Below are 15,712 nucleotides of genomic sequence, written 5' to 3' on the forward strand. Positions count from 1 at the left end.
TTGCGGGGTGCGTGCGGATGCGGGGCGGATTTACGCGGCGTCGCTGTACTGGCTCGGCCAGCGGCGCGGCTTCACTTCGGCGAGCGCCTTCGCGATCTCGGCGATGTGCTCGGGCGTCGTGCCGCAGCAGCCGCCCGCGAGGTTCACGAGCCCGGCCTGCGCGAATTCCTTCAGCAGGCCCGACGTGACGTCGGGTGTCTCGTCGAAGCCGGTGTCGCTCATCGGGTTCGGCAGGCCCGCGTTCGGGTAGCACGACACGTAGGTGTCGCACAGCTTCGCGAGCTCGGCGATGTACGGGCGCATCAGCGCCGCGCCGAGCGCGCAGTTCAGGCCGAACGTGAGCGGCTTCGCGTGGCGCAGCGAATTCCAGAACGCCTCGACCGTCTGGCCGGACAGGATGCGGCCCGACGCGTCGGTGACGGTGCCCGAGATCATGATCGGCAGACGTTCGCCGGTGTCCTCGAACAGCTGGTCGAGCGCGAACAGCGCGGCCTTCGCGTTCAGCGTGTCGAAGATCGTCTCGACGAGGAACAGGTCGACGCCGCCGTCGAGCAGCGCCTTCGCCTGTTGGTAGTACGCATCGCGCAGCTCGTCGAACGTGACGTTGCGCGCGCCCGGATCGTTGACGTCCGGCGAGATGCTCGCCGTCTTCGGCGTCGGCCCGATCGCGCCCGCGACGAAGCGCGGCTTGTCCGGCGTTGCGTATTGCGCGGCCGATTCGCGCGCGAGCCGCGCCGATTCGATGTTCATCTCGACGACGAGGCGCTCCATCCCGTAGTCGGCCTGCGCGACGGTCGTCGCGCCGAACGTGTTGGTTTCCACGATGTCCGCGCCGGCCGCGAAGTACTGGTCGTGGATTTCCCGGATGATCTGCGGCTGCGTGATCGACAGCAGCTCGTTGTTGCCCTTCACGTCGCGCGCGAAATCCTTGAAGCGCTCGCCGCGATACGCGGCCTCGTCGAGCTTGTAGCGCTGGATCATCGTGCCCATCGCGCCGTCGAGGATCAGGATGCGCTGCTTGAGCAGCGCCGGCAGCTGGGCGCCGCGCGTGTACGAAGCGGTGAGAACGGATGGGGTCGCAGACATGGCGGGTGACCGGCGAATCGGGAAAAGCGCCATTGTAGCCGGTGCGGCCGCGCATCGCCCGGCGTGGCGCGGCGCGCCCGCGCGCCCAATGAAAACCCCCGCGCGGCGGGCCGGGCGGGGGCAGGATCGGAGTGCTCGGGGCGGCGCTGGTGAACCGCGTGCCGCGTGCGGTGAGCCCGGCGTGCGGCGCCGGGCAGGTGCCGTCAGTGCAGGACGACCGGTTGCGTCATCAGGCTGTCGAACTGTCCGAGGAATTCGTCGACCTCGTCGAGCGACGGTTCATCCTCGATCAGCTGCTTCACATGCTCGCGAAACCGGGCGGCGAGCTCGCCGTCGATGAAGATCTCGCGCTGCGCGTTCTTGTCGACGATTTCGTAACCACCCGAATTCATTGCGTGGTGGCCGGCCTGCGGCGGGAACTCGACGACGCAGTAGTTGGGGCTGTTGTAGATCATTTGCATGGCGGCACTCCTCTTCGCAGTGGCATCTGGCCTTGTTGTCCCCATACGTGGGGCAGGCTGCGCCGGTTTCAAGGGGCTTGCGCTGCACACCCCGTTCCCATTGCCCGGGATGTCTCGGTTAGAAGCCGATACCTCAGAAACGTTTCCTATTGTGGGGCGGTGCACCGAAATAGTTGTTAAAGAGTGTCATGTCTATTTTACGGCGCGTGACCGCGACTCTTTAGGCATAGGGACTTTGGCCATAGGGGCATCGGTCGAAATTGCCGATTCGCGGGGCGGCGCGTCAGGGCGTCGCGGGCGATGCGGGCGATGCGGGCGCGGGCGATGCAGCCGGTTCGGCCGGTGCCGGCGCAGCGGGCGATGCGTTGCCCGCATCGTGCGCCGTCGACGCGGGCAGGTCGGGCGCGGCGAGCTGCCCGTGCCACAGCAGCTCGATCTGCGAGCCGTTCGGTTCGGTCTGCACGAGCCGCGCGGGCAGCCAGCCGAGCGACGGCGCGAGCCACATGTCGATGCGCCGCGTGTCGCCTTCGCGGCGCGGCAGGCGCATGAAGTGCCGCGTCGCGACGAAGCCCGTGGCGGTCCGCACCTGTTCGTCGCCGATTACCGTGATCGGCCAGGTCTCGCCGCTGTTGTTGTCGACGACGAAGAACTGCTGCGTGACGCCCGGCTTGTACGCGTCCGCATTGCCGCGCAGGAGGCCCGCGAGCTGCATCAGCATGCTGAAGCGGTCCTGCGTGCCGTCGGGCAGCGGCACGTTGTTCGGCGTGCGCGTAAACACCACCTGCCGGATGTCGCGGTTGAAGATCGCGATGTCCTCGGGGCGCGTGCCGCGCTGTTCGACGTAGCGGCCGGGCGCGATGCCGAACGCGTCGATGCGCCCCTGGCTCCGGTAGCGGAACGGGCCGACGAACGGCACGGGCATCGATACCGACAATTCATACGTTTGACCGTCGGTACGCCAGTGGATCGTGCCGGTCGAGTTCTGCACGCCGTTGAAGAAGCTGTCGTACTGGAGGTCGCCCGACGGCGGCGCGGCGAATTTCACGCCGCTCGACGCGGGGCCCGGCGTCATCGCGCCACTTGCGCCACTTGCGCCGCCAGCTGCCGCTGCCGACGCGCCGGTTGCACCGGACGCCGCAGGCGCGGACGCGGCCGGCGGCTCGCCCTGCGCGGTGCTCTGCGTCGACGTCAGCACCGGTTCCTGCCGCGCCGGGCGGGACGAGGCGGCGGGTTTCGCGGGGGATGGCGCAACTGGCTTCGCAGCCGGTTTCTCGACGGGCCTCGGCTCGGGCTGCCGCTCGATCGGCTGCGGCTTCAGCAATTCGATCTGCACCGGCACCGCGTCGGCCGCGGGCGGCGTGAACGGCTCGCGGTGGCGCGTGAACCACAGCGCGGCCAGCGCGTGCAGCACCAGCACGACGACGAGCGCAACGCACGCGCGCAGCCAGTGGCGGGGCGGGGCATGGCGGGGACGGGCGTCGGCGTGCGGCATCGGCGGGCGGCGAAGAAGTCGGGGCGGTCGTGGGTCGTCCGGCGCGCAACGTGCGTGCCGGGTTTCGGGTCTCGTCAGGATTCCGACCGTCGGAGGCGCCGCGCGTTCGCACGGCGTGCGCGCGTCACGCGTCGCGCGCGTCCGGACTATAGCCGAGTTCGTACGACAATTTCTGCGCGCAGGCGCGCAGCGCGGTGTCGATCTCGCCGCCCCACGCGATGTCGAACGTGCCTTCGTGGCCGAGCGCGATGATCGCGAGCGCAAGCTCGCCCACGGCATCGAACACCGGCATGCAGAACGCGTGGATCGTCGGCAGCAGCATCCCTTCGACGCGCGCGGCCGCGTGCGCGCGCACGTCGGCGAGCACCGCGTCGACCTCGGCGCGCGAGCGCGGCCCGCCGTGATGCGGCGAACGGTGCGTGTCGGCGAGCTCGCGTTCGATCATGGCGGCAGTCTTGCCGGGCGGCAGGTACGCGGCGAACAGGAGGCCCGTCGCGGAGCCGAGCAGCGGCATCACGTCGCCGAGCTTCAGCGACGCCTTCGCCGGATGGCTCGATTCCATCCAGTGCACGATCGTCGGCCCCTGGTTGCCCCACACCGCGATGCCGACGGTCTGGTCGAGCCGGTCGCGCAGCTCGGTCAGCGCGATCCGCGCGAGCTTCACGCCGTCGACCCGCGCGAGGCGCGCGAGGCCCATCTGCAGCGCGAAGCCGCCGAGCTCGTAGCGGCCCGACACCGGATCCTGAGACACCACGCCGAGCCGCGAGAAGCTGACCAGGTAGCGGTGCGCCTTCGCGGGGCTCATGCCCGCGCGCTGCGCGAGATCGCGCAGCATCATCGCGCGCGGCTCGCTCGTCAGCACGTCGAGCAGGCGGAAACCGACCTCGATCGACTGGATGCCGGAACGGACCTTCTCGCCGTTCTCGCCGGCGGCGTCGTCGGCGGTGTCGGGTTCGGCGAGATCGTCGTCTGGGAGCTGGCTGGCGGGCATGGGGCAACGGCGCGCGGCGCGCGATGAGGAGGCAACGGTCGATTCGGCAACGGCGCGCGCAAGGCCGGCGCGCCGCACGGATTCACCATCGTAAAATAGATTCCTTCCATCGTCACTACACCGGCAGATTCCCCTTATGAAACTTGCTTCGCTGAAGGACGGCACGCGCGACGGCCAGCTGATCGTCGTGTCGCGCGACCTGCATACCGCGGCGATCGCCGACGCGATCGCGCCGACGCTGCAGCGCGCGCTCGACGACTGGGCGTTCTACGCGCCGCAGCTGCGCGACCTGTACGACGCGGTGAACCACGGCCGCGCGCGCCATGCGTTCCCGTTCGATCCGGCCAACTGCATGGCGCCGCTGCCGCGCGCGTTCCAGTGGGCGGACGGCTCCGCGTACGTGAACCACGTCGAGCTCGTGCGCCGTGCGCGCGGCGCGGAGATGCCGCCGGAGTTCTGGACCGATCCGCTGATGTACCAGGGCGGCAGCGACGATTTCCTCGGGCCGCGCGACGACGTGATCTGCCGTTCCGAGGAGTGGGGCATCGATTTCGAGGCGGAAGTCGCGGTGATCACCGGCGACGTGCCGATGGGCGTGCCGCCCGATGACGCGCTGAAGGCCGTGCGGCTCGTCACGCTCGCGAACGACGTGTCGCTGCGCAACCTGATCCCGGCCGAGCTCGCGAAGGGCTTCGGCTTCTTCCAGAGCAAGCCGGCGACCGCGTTCGCGCCGGTCGCGGTGACGCCGGACGAACTCGGCGAGCACTGGCGCGACGGCCGCGTGCACCGGCCGATGATCGTTCACTGGAACGGCAGGAAGGTCGGCCAGCCCGACGCGGGCACCGACATGGTGTTCCACTTCGGCCAGCTGATCGCGCACGCGGCGAAGACGCGCAACCTGCGCGCGGGTTCGATCGTCGGCTCGGGCACGGTGTCGAACAAGGATTCGAAGCGCGGCTACTGCTGCATCGCCGAGAAGCGCTGCCTCGAGACGATCGAGCACGGCAAGCCGCAGACCGAATTCATGCGCTACGGCGACACCGTGAAGATCGAGATGCTCGACGACGCCGGCAAGTCGGTGTTCGGCGCGATCGAGCAGTCGGTCGCACCGCCCGACGGCGCCGCCTGACGCGACGGGGCGGGCGCGGGCGCAACCCGGTTGCGTCCCGCGCGCCGGGTTTCGCCCGATGTTTGCCCGCACGGGCTTCGCTACACTCGATTCATGGTCTTCCGCAAGGAGCTGCGCATGTCGGATCTTGCCGCGTATGGCGGTTACGAAGCACTGAAGGTGCGGCGCCAGCCGCACGGCATCCTCGAAATCGTGATGAGCGGCGAGGGCGCGAACAAGAGCGGCCTCGCGACCGCGAACGAACGCATGCATCGCGAGCTGGCCGACATCTGGCGCGACGTCGAGCGCGATCCCGACACGCGCGTCGCGGTGATCCGCGGCGAGGGCAAGGGCTTCTCGGCGGGCGGCGACCTCGCGCTCGTCGAGCAGATGGCGAACGACTTCGACGTGCGCGCGCGGGTCTGGCGCGAAGCGCGCGACCTCGTCTACAACGTGATCAACTGCAGCAAGCCGATCGTGTCCGCGATGCACGGCCCGGCGGTGGGCGCGGGGCTCGTCGCCGGGCTGCTCGCCGACATCTCGATCGCGTCGAAGAGCGCGCGCATCATCGACGGCCATACGCGGCTCGGCGTCGCGGCCGGCGACCACGCGGCGATCGTGTGGCCGCTGCTGTGCGGGATGGCGAAGGCCAAGTACTACCTGCTGCTGTGCGAGCCGGTGAGCGGCGAGGAGGCCGAGCGGATCGGCCTCGTGTCGCTCGCGGTCGACGACGCGGACCTGCTGCCGAAGGCGTACGAGGTCGCGGAGCGGCTCGCGCACGGCTCGCAGACGGCGATCCGCTGGACCAAGTACGCGCTCAACAACTGGCTGCGCTCGGCCGGGCCGACTTTCGACGCGTCGCTCGCACTCGAATTCATGGGCTTCTCGGGGCCCGACGTGCAGGAGGGGATCCGCTCGCTGCGCGAACGGCGCCCGCCCGCATTCCCCGGCGACGCGCCGTTCTGACGCGCGCTATGATCGATCCAGGCGGCCGCGCGAGGCGGCCGCCGCGCTCCCCCAGTCAACCAGGACGCCCGCATGACGACCGATAACACCGGCTCCAATCCTTTCTCCGGCTTTGCCGGCTTCCAGCCCGCCGACATGCTCGACCGGATGTGGGAAATGGTCCGCCTGTCGCCGTTCGGCGGCATGGCCGCATTCCCCGGCGCGACGCCCGGGCTGCCGCCGTCGCTCGCGAGCATGTCCGACATGATGGCGCCGCTCACGAACGTCGAGGAGCTCGACAAGCGCATCACCGACCTGCGCGCGGTCGAGCAATGGCTGAAGCTGAACCTCGGGATGCTGCAGTCCGCGATCCAGGCGCTCGAGGTGCAGCGCGCGACGCTCGCGACGCTGCGCGCGTTCGGCGCGTTCGCGCAAAGCTCGATGTCGGCCGCCGAGGAGGCTGCGGTCGCGGCGGCGAAGGCGGCCGCCGCGTCGCCCGACGATGCGCCGGCAGCCGGGGCGCAAGCCGCGGCGGCGCCGTCCGACGGCGACGCCGCCGCGCAGAATCCGGCGTTCGATCCGGCCGGCTGGTGGAACCTGCTGCAGGCGCAGTTCAGCCAGCTCGCGAATCTGGCGATGGCGCCGCAGCCGGGCGAGCCGCCGGCCGCGGCGGCGCCCGATGCGGCCGAGCCGCCGGCTGCGCCGCGCAAGCCCGCCGCGAAGCGCGCGAAGCCCGCCGGCTCGGCGGCGGCGCGCGCGGCAGCCACGTCGACGCCGGCGAGCCGTCCGCCGAAGCGCTCGGCATAGCGGCGCGGCGGCCCGTGTAGCAGGTCGAACGATGCGGCTCGCGCTCGTACTGATGGGAGGCGGCGCGCGCGCCGCGTATCAGGTCGGCGTATTGAAGGCGCTGGCCGAGATCGCGCTCGACGCCGATCCGCAGCGGCGCACGCTGCCGTTCGCGGTTGTGTGCGGCTCGTCGGCCGGCGCGATCAACGCGACGTCGGTCGCGAGCCACGCGGACGATTTCCCGCACGGCGTGCGGCGCCTGCTCGAGTTCTGGGAGCACCTGCGCGCCGACTACGTGTACCGCACCGACTGGCTCGGCATCGCCGCCGCGGGCGCGCGCTGGCTCGCGGCGATGAGTTTCGGCTGGGCGGCCCGCCGCTCGCCGCGCGGCCTGCTCGACAATGCGCCGCTCGCGCACCTGCTGCAGCGCGAGCTGAGCTTCCACCGGATCGAACAGATGCTCGAAGCGCGCACGCTGCACGCGCTCGCGATCACGGCGCTCAGCTATTCGAGCGGCCGCCACCTGACCTTCTACCAGGCCGCCGAACCGATTCAGGCGTGGCGGCGCGCGCAGCGCACCGCGCGGCTCGTCGACCTGTCGGCGTCGCACCTGCTCGCGTCGTCGGCGATTCCGTTCGTGTTTCCGGCTGTGCCGCTCGTGCTCGACGGCCAGATCGAGTACTTCGGCGACGGCTCGATCCGCCAGATCGCGCCGCTGTCGCCGGCGATCCACTTCGGCGCGGACCGGATCGTGGTGGTCGGCGCGGCTGACCCGCGGCCGGAGATTCCGGTGAACGGCGGCGGCTTCGTGCGCGGCTACCCGTCGCTCGCGCAGATCGGCCAGCAGGTGCTCGCGAGCGTGTTCCTCGACTCGATCGGCTCGGACATCGAGCGCATCGAGCACATCAACCGGATGATCACGCACCTGCCGCACCAGGTCGAAGTGGACAGCGGCTGGCGGCACGTCGACGTGCTCGCGATCGCACCGTCCGAGCGCATCGAGCTGATCGCCGCGAAGCACCTGAAGCAGCTGCCGCTCAGCGTGCGCGGGCTGCTCGGCGCGGTCGGCGGCAGCCAGCCCGCCGGCGCGTCGTTCGCGAGCTACCTGCTGTTCGAGGAGGCGTTCGCGCGCGAGCTGATCGAGCTCGGCTATCGCGACGGCTGCGCGCAGCGCGACACGCTGGCCGGCTGGATCGCGCGCGCGGACGGCGCGGGCGCGCCGTCGCCCGACGGGCAGGCGGCCGGGGAAATGCGGGTCTGATGTGTTTCGCTACGTTTTTTTTGCGCCGCATTTGCGCCGCAAGGGCGCGACGGATTGCCGCATGTCGGCTGACGGGAATCGACCGGAATCGCGTCGCGGAAGCGTCATGCACGCGTGATATCATGGCCGCCGCCGAATAAACCATATCGAGCAGCCTGCCGCTCGGGCGCCCCGCAAGGGCGCCGCGGACGGGCTCGCCAGCGAAGCCGGCCAGCGCCGGCCCCCACTCAGGCAAGCGCGGCCGGTTCCGTTCGAGCGGAGCGCGGCACGCAGCTTGGCCCACGTGCGGCTGACGCGGCCGCGCGGCTGCCGGTGCGCAACATGCGTCCGGGGGCCGGTTTCGCGCGTAAAATTAGAGTCTTGGTTGCGAAAAGCGCATCGCCATGCGCATTTGCTGCACCGGTCATGTTTAGGGAAGTCGCATTGCGCAGAACAGGGGTGGGACCATCATGAACACCATGCTTTATCCGGAACTTTACAGGTCGCTCGAAGCCGTCCGCTGGGACATGGAGAAGGACATCCCGTGGGACAAGTTCGACGCCTCGCTGCTCACCGACGAGCAGGCGAAGACGATCAAGATGAACGCGATCACGGAATGGTCGGCGCTGCCCGCGACCGAAATGTTCCTGCGCGACAACCAGCACGACAGCGACTTTTCCGCGTTCATGAGCGTGTGGTTCTTCGAGGAGCAGAAGCACTCGCTCGTGCTGATGGAATACCTGCGCCGCTTCAAGCCGGAAATGGTGCCGACCGAGGAAGAGCTGCACGCGGTGCGCTTCCAGTTCGACCCGGCGCCGCCGCTCGAGACGCTGATGCTGCACTTCTGCGGCGAGATCCGCCTGAACCACTGGTACCGCTGCGCGGCCGACTGGCACACCGAGCCGGTCATCAAGCACATCTACGAAACGATCTCGCGCGACGAAGCCCGCCACGGCGGCGCGTACCTGCGCTACATGAAGAAGGCGCTGTCGAACTGCGGCGACGTCGCGCGCGCGGCGTTCGCGAAGATCGGCGTGCTGATGGCGTCGGCGCGCCGCACCGAGAAGCCGCTGCACCCGACCAACCTGCACGTGAACCAGGCGCTGTTCCCGCGCGACACCGTGCAGTCGCGCCTGCCCGATCCGGAGTGGCTCGAGCGCTGGCTCGACGAGCAGATCCGCTTCGACGGCGAGTGGGAAAAGAAGGTCGTCGAGCGTATCCTGCACAACCTGTCGATCCTGTTCGAGCGCACGTTCGCCACCGCGCAGGAGCTCAACCGGTATCGCAAGGAAGTCACCGGCCGCCTGCAGGCCGAGAACGGTTCGTCGGCCGCCCAGCCGGCCTGACGCCGCCGCGCCTGCCGGCCCGGCCGGCGGCGCCTGCGACACGAAGCCCGCCCGGCCCGTCCGGCGGGCTTTTTCTTGGGCGTGCGCGCCGCGCACGCCGTTCACTACCGTCAGTCACCCATCATGCCCGCCACTTTCGAACGCAAGCTGATCACCCGCGACGCCCTCGTCGCGCTGCGCGCATCGCTGCCGTCGCCCGTCGTGTTCACGAACGGGGTGTTCGACATCCTGCATCGCGGCCATGTCACCTATCTCGCCGACGCGAAGGCGCTCGGCGCGTGCCTGATCGTCGGCGTCAACAGCGACGCGTCGGTGCGCATGCTCGGCAAGGGCGACGATCGGCCGATCAACCGCGAGGAAGACCGGATGGCGCTGCTCGCGGCGCTCGAAAGCGTCGACTGGGTCGTGAAGTTCGAGGAACAGACGCCCGTTTCGCTGATCGAGGCCGTCCGTCCGGACATCCTCGTGAAGGGCGGCGACTACGACATGGACGTGCTGCCGGAATCCGCGCTGGTGCGCGGCTGGGGCGGCCGCGCGCTCGCGATCCCGTTCGAGCATGATCGCTCGACCACCGCGCTGTTGAAGAAGGTGCGCGCGCAGCAGCCGTAAGCAGGCCGCGCCGGGCCGGCGTTACGGCGCCGATGCTGATGTCGATGTCGATGTCGATGTCGATGTCGATGCCGATGCCGATGCCGATGCCGCGAGCGGTTCTGCTGCCACGGCCGGCGGCGCGATCGGGCCGCCGACGACGGCCTGGTCGGACGCTTGCGCGAGCGGCGTGACGCGCAGCGCGTCGGGCCGCACCTGCCGCAGCAGCATCTCCGGCTCGCGCGGGCCGGCCGCGGGCAGCGGCCCGAACACTCCGCGCATCACCACGAGCGCGAGCATGTTGGCGAGAAAGAGAACAGCGATCAGCCAGCGCAGCATCGTCGACACTCCTTTCGTCATTCCATTGGGCCGGCCATCCGGGGGCCGGTCATTCGGCACATTCGGCAGGCCATTCAGCGGGTTCGGCCGGTCGGCGCGCGGCACGCGCGCAGGGCCGGCATTAACCGTTCGCGGCGGATTCCGCGGCAATCAGCGCGAGGCCGGACAGAATCAGCGTGTCGTGCCGCGTATGCGGCACCGTCAGCGCGCGCGCGACCTCGTCCGCCGCGCCGCCCGCCAGCACGAGCCGCACCGGCGCCTGCCACGCGTCGTTCAGGTCGCGCCACGCGCGCTCGATCAGGCCCGCCTGCGCATACAGGCAGCCGGCCGACAGCGAACGCGGCGTGTCGACCTGGAACGGCGCCGCCTGCGCGTCGGCCAGCAGGCCGCTCGCGATGTCGGTCGTCAGCGTCGGCAGCTGCGCCGTGTGCGTGCCGAGCGCGCGCATCATCAGCGCCCAGCCCGGCGCGATCAGCCCGCCCGTGAAGCGGCCGTCCGCGCGCAGCGCCTCGAGCGTCGTCGCGGTGCCGAACGTCGCGATCAGCAGATGTTCGCCCGGAAATGCCGCGTGCGCGCCGATCATCCCGGCCCAGCGGTCGCTGCCGAGCTGGTCGGGCGTCGTATAGCCGTTCGTCACGCCGCACTGCGCGGCGCACGCGCGGATCGTCGTGCGCGGCAGGCCCGGCCAGCGCGCGTCGAGCAGCGCGTCGAGCCGCGCGGCCACGTCCGCGCCGGCGACGTTCGAGATCCACGCGCCGCGCGGGCGCGGCAGGCGCGACCAGTCCGGATTGCCGCCGCCGTCGCGCGCATGGCTGAACGCGCCGGTCTCGGCCAGCGCGCGCCGGGCGTCGGCGAGCGCCCACTTGATCCGGCTGTTGCCGGCGTCGATCAGCAGGACCGGTTCGCTCATTGCGCCTCGCGCAGCGACACGTCGCCGGCCGCGATCGCCTGCACGCCGGCCGGCGTGTCGAGCAGCAGCTGGCCGGCCGCGTCGATGCCGGTCGCGATGCCGCGCGCGCGCTCGACGCCTTGCTCGAGCAGCACCACTTCGCGGCCCGCGTACGCGTGCCGCGCGTGCCAGCGCGGCAGGAACGGCGCGAGCCCGTCGGTCGCGAACTGCGCGAGCGCGGGCGTGAGCGCGTTCAGCGCCGCGGCGAGCGCATCGGTGAGGTTCGCGGACGACCACGCGGACGACAGCGCGGCCGGCGGCAGCGCGCCCGCGAGCGACGCTTCGCGCGCGCGCTGAGCATCGACCTGGGCGGCGACGGTTTCCGCGCCGCGCACGTTGACGCCGAAGCCGATCACGACGGCGGTCGCGTCGGCCGTCGTCCACACCGTTTCGATCAGGATCCCGGCGAGCTTGCCGACGATGCGCTGCGTGCCGGCGTCGGTGGCGGTGAGCAGCAGGTCGTTCGGCCATTTGAGCGCGACGCCGCTGCGGCCGTCGAGCGGCAGCGCGGCGAGCCCTTCGGCGAGCGCGACGCCGATCGCGATGCTCAGCCCGCCGAGCGCGTCGACCGGGCGCGGCACGATGCAGCCGACCGAGCAGAGCAGCGCGTTGCCGGGCTGCGCGAACCACGGGCGGCCCTGCCGGCCGCGGCCGGCCGTCTGCTCGAACGCGACGCGCACGAGCGGCGCGGGCAGCGCGTTCGCGGCGCGCGGCAGCGCCTTCAGGCGCGCGGCGAGGTCGGCGTTGGTCGAGCCGGTCGCGGCGACGATGTCGAGCGGCCACGCGCGCGGCGTGGCGTCCAGATGCGCCTCGAGGCGGCCGCGCGCGATGTGCGCGTCGCCGGAATCGGGCGTGTCGGAGGAGGTGGGGGCGTTCATGGCGCCTATTGTAGCGACAGGGGGCTAGATCGCGCCGGGAAGTATGGCGGCAGCGGAGACGCGGCGTGTGTGAGGCTGAGACATGGATTTCTCGTTCTGGTCGTGCAGACGCTTGGTCTGGTCAAGCACGAACATGAGTGCCAACACCTTGCCAAGTTGGATGGCGATTGCGTTGGCTCATCTATTGCGCAAACAAACTTCAACGAATCCTATTGGCGAGGATTTCGAATTTGTCAGATTGATTCCCCTTTCTCGTTCGCGCAAATTTTGTGCGTAGCAATCCTCAGCCATTTGTCGAGAAGGGAGATCCGGATGAGCAACGAGCAGAAGACCCCGACCCATCTTTTCGCCACTATCGGAGCACTCACGCAGCGCGGCGGTCGCGTGACCAAGGCCAGCAGCAAGTTGACGGTCGTCGGGCTTGCCGTTGCCCGCGTCGGCGATATCGTGACCTACGAGGACGGCAGCGAGGCCGTCATTACGGACGGCGCAGGCAGGTATGCGATTGGCGGTGACAAGCCGTTTGCACTCGTGGGTAGTCGCTTGAGCAACGGCGACCATATTGTCGAAACGCCCCAGCGGTCGTGGGGAATTCATGTGCCAGCCGGGACAACCGCCGACGGACTGTTCGACCCCACCTATGTGCCGCCGCCCGCGCCGCTGCGCTATCGGCTGGCGGTGCGAGGCGCGACGACAGCACGAGGTGGCGTGTTGCGCGAAACAACTGGCACGTGGGATACAGGTATTCGGCTCGGCAAGGCCGGCATCGTAGGCGATCTGATCCACTATGCGGATGGCTCGACTGCACGAATCATCAGCGGGCTCGGGCTGTCGGATAACCGCAACTTCGAACCACTGGCTTTCGTCGGTAGCGAACTGGATAACGGCGACACCATTACGGACAGTCCCGAGCGTGAAGGTCTCATCTCCGCCGACACATTCACGGTTGTGAAGCTTTCGGCAGCGACACGCTGAGGCGAGGCCACATGATCCGTTATTTTCTTGCCAGAGGCGACCGAGGTGGCAGCGCCACGATTACAGAAGGATTGGAACACGTCACTTGTTCTAATCCGCCGCCGCCCGTGCAAATTGCAACGCTCTACATGAGAACCTACTGCACGGCCTGCAAACAGGACGGGTTCATCGCGCCGAAGGGGCCACGCCTGCCCGGTACAGGCCCAAATGGCAAGCCGTGGGCGTTGAGTGGCGATATCAATGTCTGTGGATGCAATCCGCCACCCATTTTCCATGCCGAGCGCGGCATGAAAATGATCGTCACGTCGCAGGAAGCCGCGACGCTGGCGGGAGGAAGCAGCGCCTCGGCCGCAAACATCAGGGGGGCCGAGGTCGCGATGGTAGTGCAGACGGATGTTTCCGCTACGTATGACGAACAGGTGCGCGCCAGCATACGCACCACGCTACCGCAGAATTATCCATATCTGATCGAACTAAGCGACGGACGGACTTTCGCAGGACATGTCAACAGTAATGGCCAGTTGCCGCGGATCCATTCCGAGATCGCCGACAGTTATATGATCTATTGGGGCGAAGACGCTCTTGTACACAAGGACTGGACGTGATGCCAAACAGCCCGACAACGGTAAGAACGAACACCACGCCCGATTCCATCAAGGTTGTGCAATTGCGGGCGGTAACATTCGCGGAGCTATGGGACGCCTACCCGTCGGGCAATCCCTATGACAATCCGGCTTATACCAATCAATGCGCCATTCGCATGAGCGTCGCCTTTCATCGCGTCGGCATTGAAATGAAGTCTTTTTCGTCGAAACTGGTCAAACCCCTTGGAGGTCAGTCGAGCATCGGGCGAATCCTGCTGAACGGAAAGGCAACCGCCACGCGCGCCAACGAACTTGGGGAGTGGCTGAGGTTGCAGCCGTTTGCTGGCCTGGGGAGGGTGGAAAACGTCACCGGAGAAGATTGGAGGGATAAGGTCGAGGGGCGGACCGGGATTATCATGTTCGATGGCTACTGGACTCGCGAAGGGGAAACAGAGGGGAATGCCAGCGGCGGGCACATTGATTTATGGAACGGCGAAAAGCTCACGGGATTCGGTACTGGACTCCGAATCCGGTGGAATGTCGTGATTCCCGGATTGTGGTCTGATTTTCGTAAGTCGAAAGCAATCATATTCTTCCCGATAAAATGAAATTACTGAGAACCGCCATCGGCGCAATTGCCGGCTCGGTCATAGTGACGCTTGCTTGTTGGGGTGGCTTATATCTGTTTGGAGTTTTGATTCTTCACGGGAAGGGAAGCCTGTTCGATACGAGCCCGCAAGTTGCGAACCTGTTTTTTGCCGGTTGGTTTATGTCCGTGATTGTGGGCTCGGTGATCGGCGGCTGGCGTGGGTATGTATGGGAACGAAGCCGGGTGAGAAAAAAGCGGAAAGCATGACAATTCATGCCACCTTTGCGGCTGCCTTGTATCAGATCGAAAAGTTCGGTGAGGCGGAGAGGCTTGCCACGATTTTCACAGCGCTTGGACTTGTCGGTTTGGCAAGGGCCGCGCATCAGGCGCGGCCATTTTTTCCACGACTCAGCTAGCGCGGTCACGCAAGCGCTTGCAGTTCCGCGTCCTGCATTTACCACTGCCGCGTCACGGTCTTCGTTTGCGGAACCCACCGTCGTGACGTGACGGCGGCCGTCGTCATCTTGATCTTCCCGACCGGCGAGACTACGTTCGATATATCCGCTTTCGCGGCGTATGTGGCGAGTGCCGACCGGTTCTCGTCACTGCCCGTCGAGGGAAATGGTGATGAGCAAGCTTCATTCGTGTTCGAGCCTGTCCAGCCTGTTCGAGCGCTTCCACCGCAAGACGAACCGGATCTCCGACGCCGTCGGGCCGCCGATGTCGCGTGCCTGTCACCGGCTGTCAGAGTCGCTCGTGTCGGCACGGTCGGCCGTGCGCTCGGGTACGTCGCATACGCACCAGCATTGACGCGGCGGCGGACTGCTTTCAAGGAGATGGCGATGCAACTCCACATGCATTCGCACCATTACGTGCGCCGCGTTCCGGTATGGCGTGCCGCCGTGATCGGCGGCTGCGTGGCCGGCGCGGTTTTCCTCGTCACTCAGGTCGTTGCGGCGGCAATCATCGTACGGGACGCGTGGGCGCCGTTGCGCATGATCGCGGCCATCTACTTCGGCGACGACGCGCTCGTGCCGTCGACCACGGTCGAAGTGGGAACCCTGCTGGCGGCGCTGGGCGTGCACTTCGCGTTGTCGATCGTATTCGCGCTGATCCTGGCTGTGATCATCGCGTGTTTCAGCCTGGATTCGAGCGTTGGGATGGCCAGCGCGGCAGGGGCCATATTCGGCGTGCTGCTGTACGTCGTCAATTACTACGGCATGACGCAATTGTTCCCGTGGTTCGCCGACGCGCGAGGCTGGGTGAGCGCGCTCGATCACGTCGTCTTCGGGCTGATCGTGTCCGACGCGTACATGCGTCTGGAACGGCCCGCGCGTAGCAGCGCCGCCTGACGG

Annotated in this window: 18 protein-coding genes; 11 read left to right on the forward strand and 7 right to left on the reverse strand. The window is 68.2% G+C overall.

Going from position 1 to position 15,712, the window contains the following annotated elements:
- Window positions 1-30 precede the first annotated feature (30 nt).
- The 4 genes from ABFO07_RS03870 to ABFO07_RS03885 form a co-directional block, all read right to left on the reverse strand.
- On the reverse strand, window positions 31-1,086 hold the full coding sequence (locus ABFO07_RS03870; RefSeq protein ID WP_060016065.1) for a homocysteine S-methyltransferase family protein: 1,056 nt from the start codon (window positions 1,084-1,086) through the stop codon (window positions 31-33).
- 203 nt (window positions 1,087-1,289) lie between these two features.
- Window positions 1,290-1,547 carry a BTH_I0359 family protein gene (locus tag ABFO07_RS03875; RefSeq protein WP_059566449.1) on the reverse strand — a complete coding sequence of 86 codons (258 nt, stop codon included), beginning with the start codon at window positions 1,545-1,547 and terminating at the stop codon, window positions 1,290-1,292.
- A 283-nt stretch (window positions 1,548-1,830) separates the two neighbouring features.
- The gene (locus tag ABFO07_RS03880) at window positions 1,831-3,039 is read right to left on the reverse strand and encodes a DUF3108 domain-containing protein (protein ID WP_060016067.1); all 1,209 of its coding nucleotides are present in this window, start codon (window positions 3,037-3,039) and stop codon (window positions 1,831-1,833) included.
- Between the two features lie 124 nt (window positions 3,040-3,163).
- Window positions 3,164-4,030, reverse strand: coding sequence for an IclR family transcriptional regulator (locus ABFO07_RS03885; RefSeq protein ID WP_060016069.1), 867 nt, complete (start codon window positions 4,028-4,030; stop codon window positions 3,164-3,166).
- A gap of 136 nt (window positions 4,031-4,166) precedes the next feature.
- Between ABFO07_RS03885 and ABFO07_RS03890 the strand changes: the two genes are divergently transcribed.
- The 6 genes from ABFO07_RS03890 (at window position 4,167) to rfaE2 (ending at window position 10,064) form a co-directional block, all read left to right on the forward strand.
- The gene (locus ABFO07_RS03890) at window positions 4,167-5,159 is read left to right on the forward strand and encodes a fumarylacetoacetate hydrolase family protein (protein ID WP_060016071.1); all 993 of its coding nucleotides are present in this window, start codon (window positions 4,167-4,169) and stop codon (window positions 5,157-5,159) included.
- 117 nt (window positions 5,160-5,276) lie between these two features.
- Complete coding sequence (locus ABFO07_RS03895) at window positions 5,277-6,104, forward strand: enoyl-CoA hydratase/isomerase family protein (RefSeq protein ID WP_059566584.1); 828 nt, start codon at window positions 5,277-5,279, stop codon at window positions 6,102-6,104.
- A gap of 72 nt (window positions 6,105-6,176) precedes the next feature.
- Entirely contained in the window at window positions 6,177-6,890 is a 714-nt protein-coding gene (locus tag ABFO07_RS03900; protein WP_059960079.1) for a PhaM family polyhydroxyalkanoate granule multifunctional regulatory protein, read from the forward strand.
- A 31-nt stretch (window positions 6,891-6,921) separates the two neighbouring features.
- Complete coding sequence (locus ABFO07_RS03905) at window positions 6,922-8,130, forward strand: patatin-like phospholipase family protein (RefSeq protein ID WP_059566454.1); 1,209 nt, start codon at window positions 6,922-6,924, stop codon at window positions 8,128-8,130.
- Window positions 8,131-8,579: 449 nt separating this feature from the next.
- Window positions 8,580-9,455, forward strand: coding sequence for a ferritin (locus tag ABFO07_RS03910; RefSeq protein ID WP_059566455.1), 876 nt, complete (start codon window positions 8,580-8,582; stop codon window positions 9,453-9,455).
- 123 nt (window positions 9,456-9,578) lie between these two features.
- Entirely contained in the window at window positions 9,579-10,064 is a 486-nt protein-coding gene (gene rfaE2 / locus ABFO07_RS03915; RefSeq protein ID WP_059883234.1) for a D-glycero-beta-D-manno-heptose 1-phosphate adenylyltransferase, read from the forward strand.
- A gap of 21 nt (window positions 10,065-10,085) precedes the next feature.
- Here the strand turns inward: rfaE2 and ABFO07_RS03920 are convergent, their stop codons facing one another.
- From ABFO07_RS03920 to ABFO07_RS03930, 3 genes are read right to left on the reverse strand one after another with little or no spacing between them, the layout of a single operon-like run.
- The gene (locus tag ABFO07_RS03920) at window positions 10,086-10,487 is read right to left on the reverse strand and encodes a hypothetical protein (RefSeq protein WP_347468375.1); all 402 of its coding nucleotides are present in this window, start codon (window positions 10,485-10,487) and stop codon (window positions 10,086-10,088) included.
- A gap of 16 nt (window positions 10,488-10,503) precedes the next feature.
- Window positions 10,504-11,292, reverse strand: coding sequence for a type III pantothenate kinase (locus ABFO07_RS03925; RefSeq protein ID WP_059922971.1), 789 nt, complete (start codon window positions 11,290-11,292; stop codon window positions 10,504-10,506).
- Window positions 11,289-12,209, reverse strand: a complete 921-nt coding sequence (locus tag ABFO07_RS03930) for a biotin--[acetyl-CoA-carboxylase] ligase (RefSeq protein ID WP_059883239.1) — start codon at window positions 12,207-12,209, stop codon at window positions 11,289-11,291. Before ABFO07_RS03930 ends, ABFO07_RS03925 begins: the two co-directional genes overlap by 4 nt.
- A 102-nt stretch (window positions 12,210-12,311) precedes the next feature.
- On the opposite strand from ABFO07_RS03930, the gene ABFO07_RS03935 reads away from it, so the two are divergent.
- The 5 genes from ABFO07_RS03935 (at window position 12,312) to ABFO07_RS03955 (ending at window position 15,709) form a co-directional block, all read left to right on the forward strand.
- The gene (locus tag ABFO07_RS03935; RefSeq protein WP_347468376.1) at window positions 12,312-13,184 is read left to right on the forward strand and encodes a PAAR domain-containing protein; all 873 of its coding nucleotides are present in this window, start codon (window positions 12,312-12,314) and stop codon (window positions 13,182-13,184) included.
- Window positions 13,185-13,195: 11 nt separating this feature from the next.
- A complete protein-coding gene (locus tag ABFO07_RS03940) occupies window positions 13,196-13,789 on the forward strand; it encodes a hypothetical protein (RefSeq protein WP_230975234.1) in 594 nt (197 codons plus the stop codon).
- Window positions 13,789-14,376 carry a type VI secretion system amidase effector protein Tae4 gene (locus ABFO07_RS03945; RefSeq protein ID WP_347468378.1) on the forward strand — a complete coding sequence of 196 codons (588 nt, stop codon included), beginning with the start codon at window positions 13,789-13,791 and terminating at the stop codon, window positions 14,374-14,376. Before ABFO07_RS03940 ends, ABFO07_RS03945 begins: the two co-directional genes overlap by 1 nt.
- Complete coding sequence (locus tag ABFO07_RS03950) at window positions 14,373-14,624, forward strand: hypothetical protein (RefSeq protein ID WP_124516563.1); 252 nt, start codon at window positions 14,373-14,375, stop codon at window positions 14,622-14,624. The genes ABFO07_RS03945 and ABFO07_RS03950 overlap by 4 nt, the downstream gene beginning before the upstream one ends.
- A gap of 236 nt (window positions 14,625-14,860) precedes the next feature.
- Entirely contained in the window at window positions 14,861-15,709 is an 849-nt protein-coding gene (locus ABFO07_RS03955) for a hypothetical protein (RefSeq protein ID WP_311767915.1), read from the forward strand.
- The last annotated feature ends 3 nt before the right edge of the window (window positions 15,710-15,712 follow it).

This window comes from Burkholderia stagnalis, from assembly GCF_039848545.1.
GTDB lineage: Bacteria > Pseudomonadota > Gammaproteobacteria > Burkholderiales > Burkholderiaceae > Burkholderia > Burkholderia stagnalis.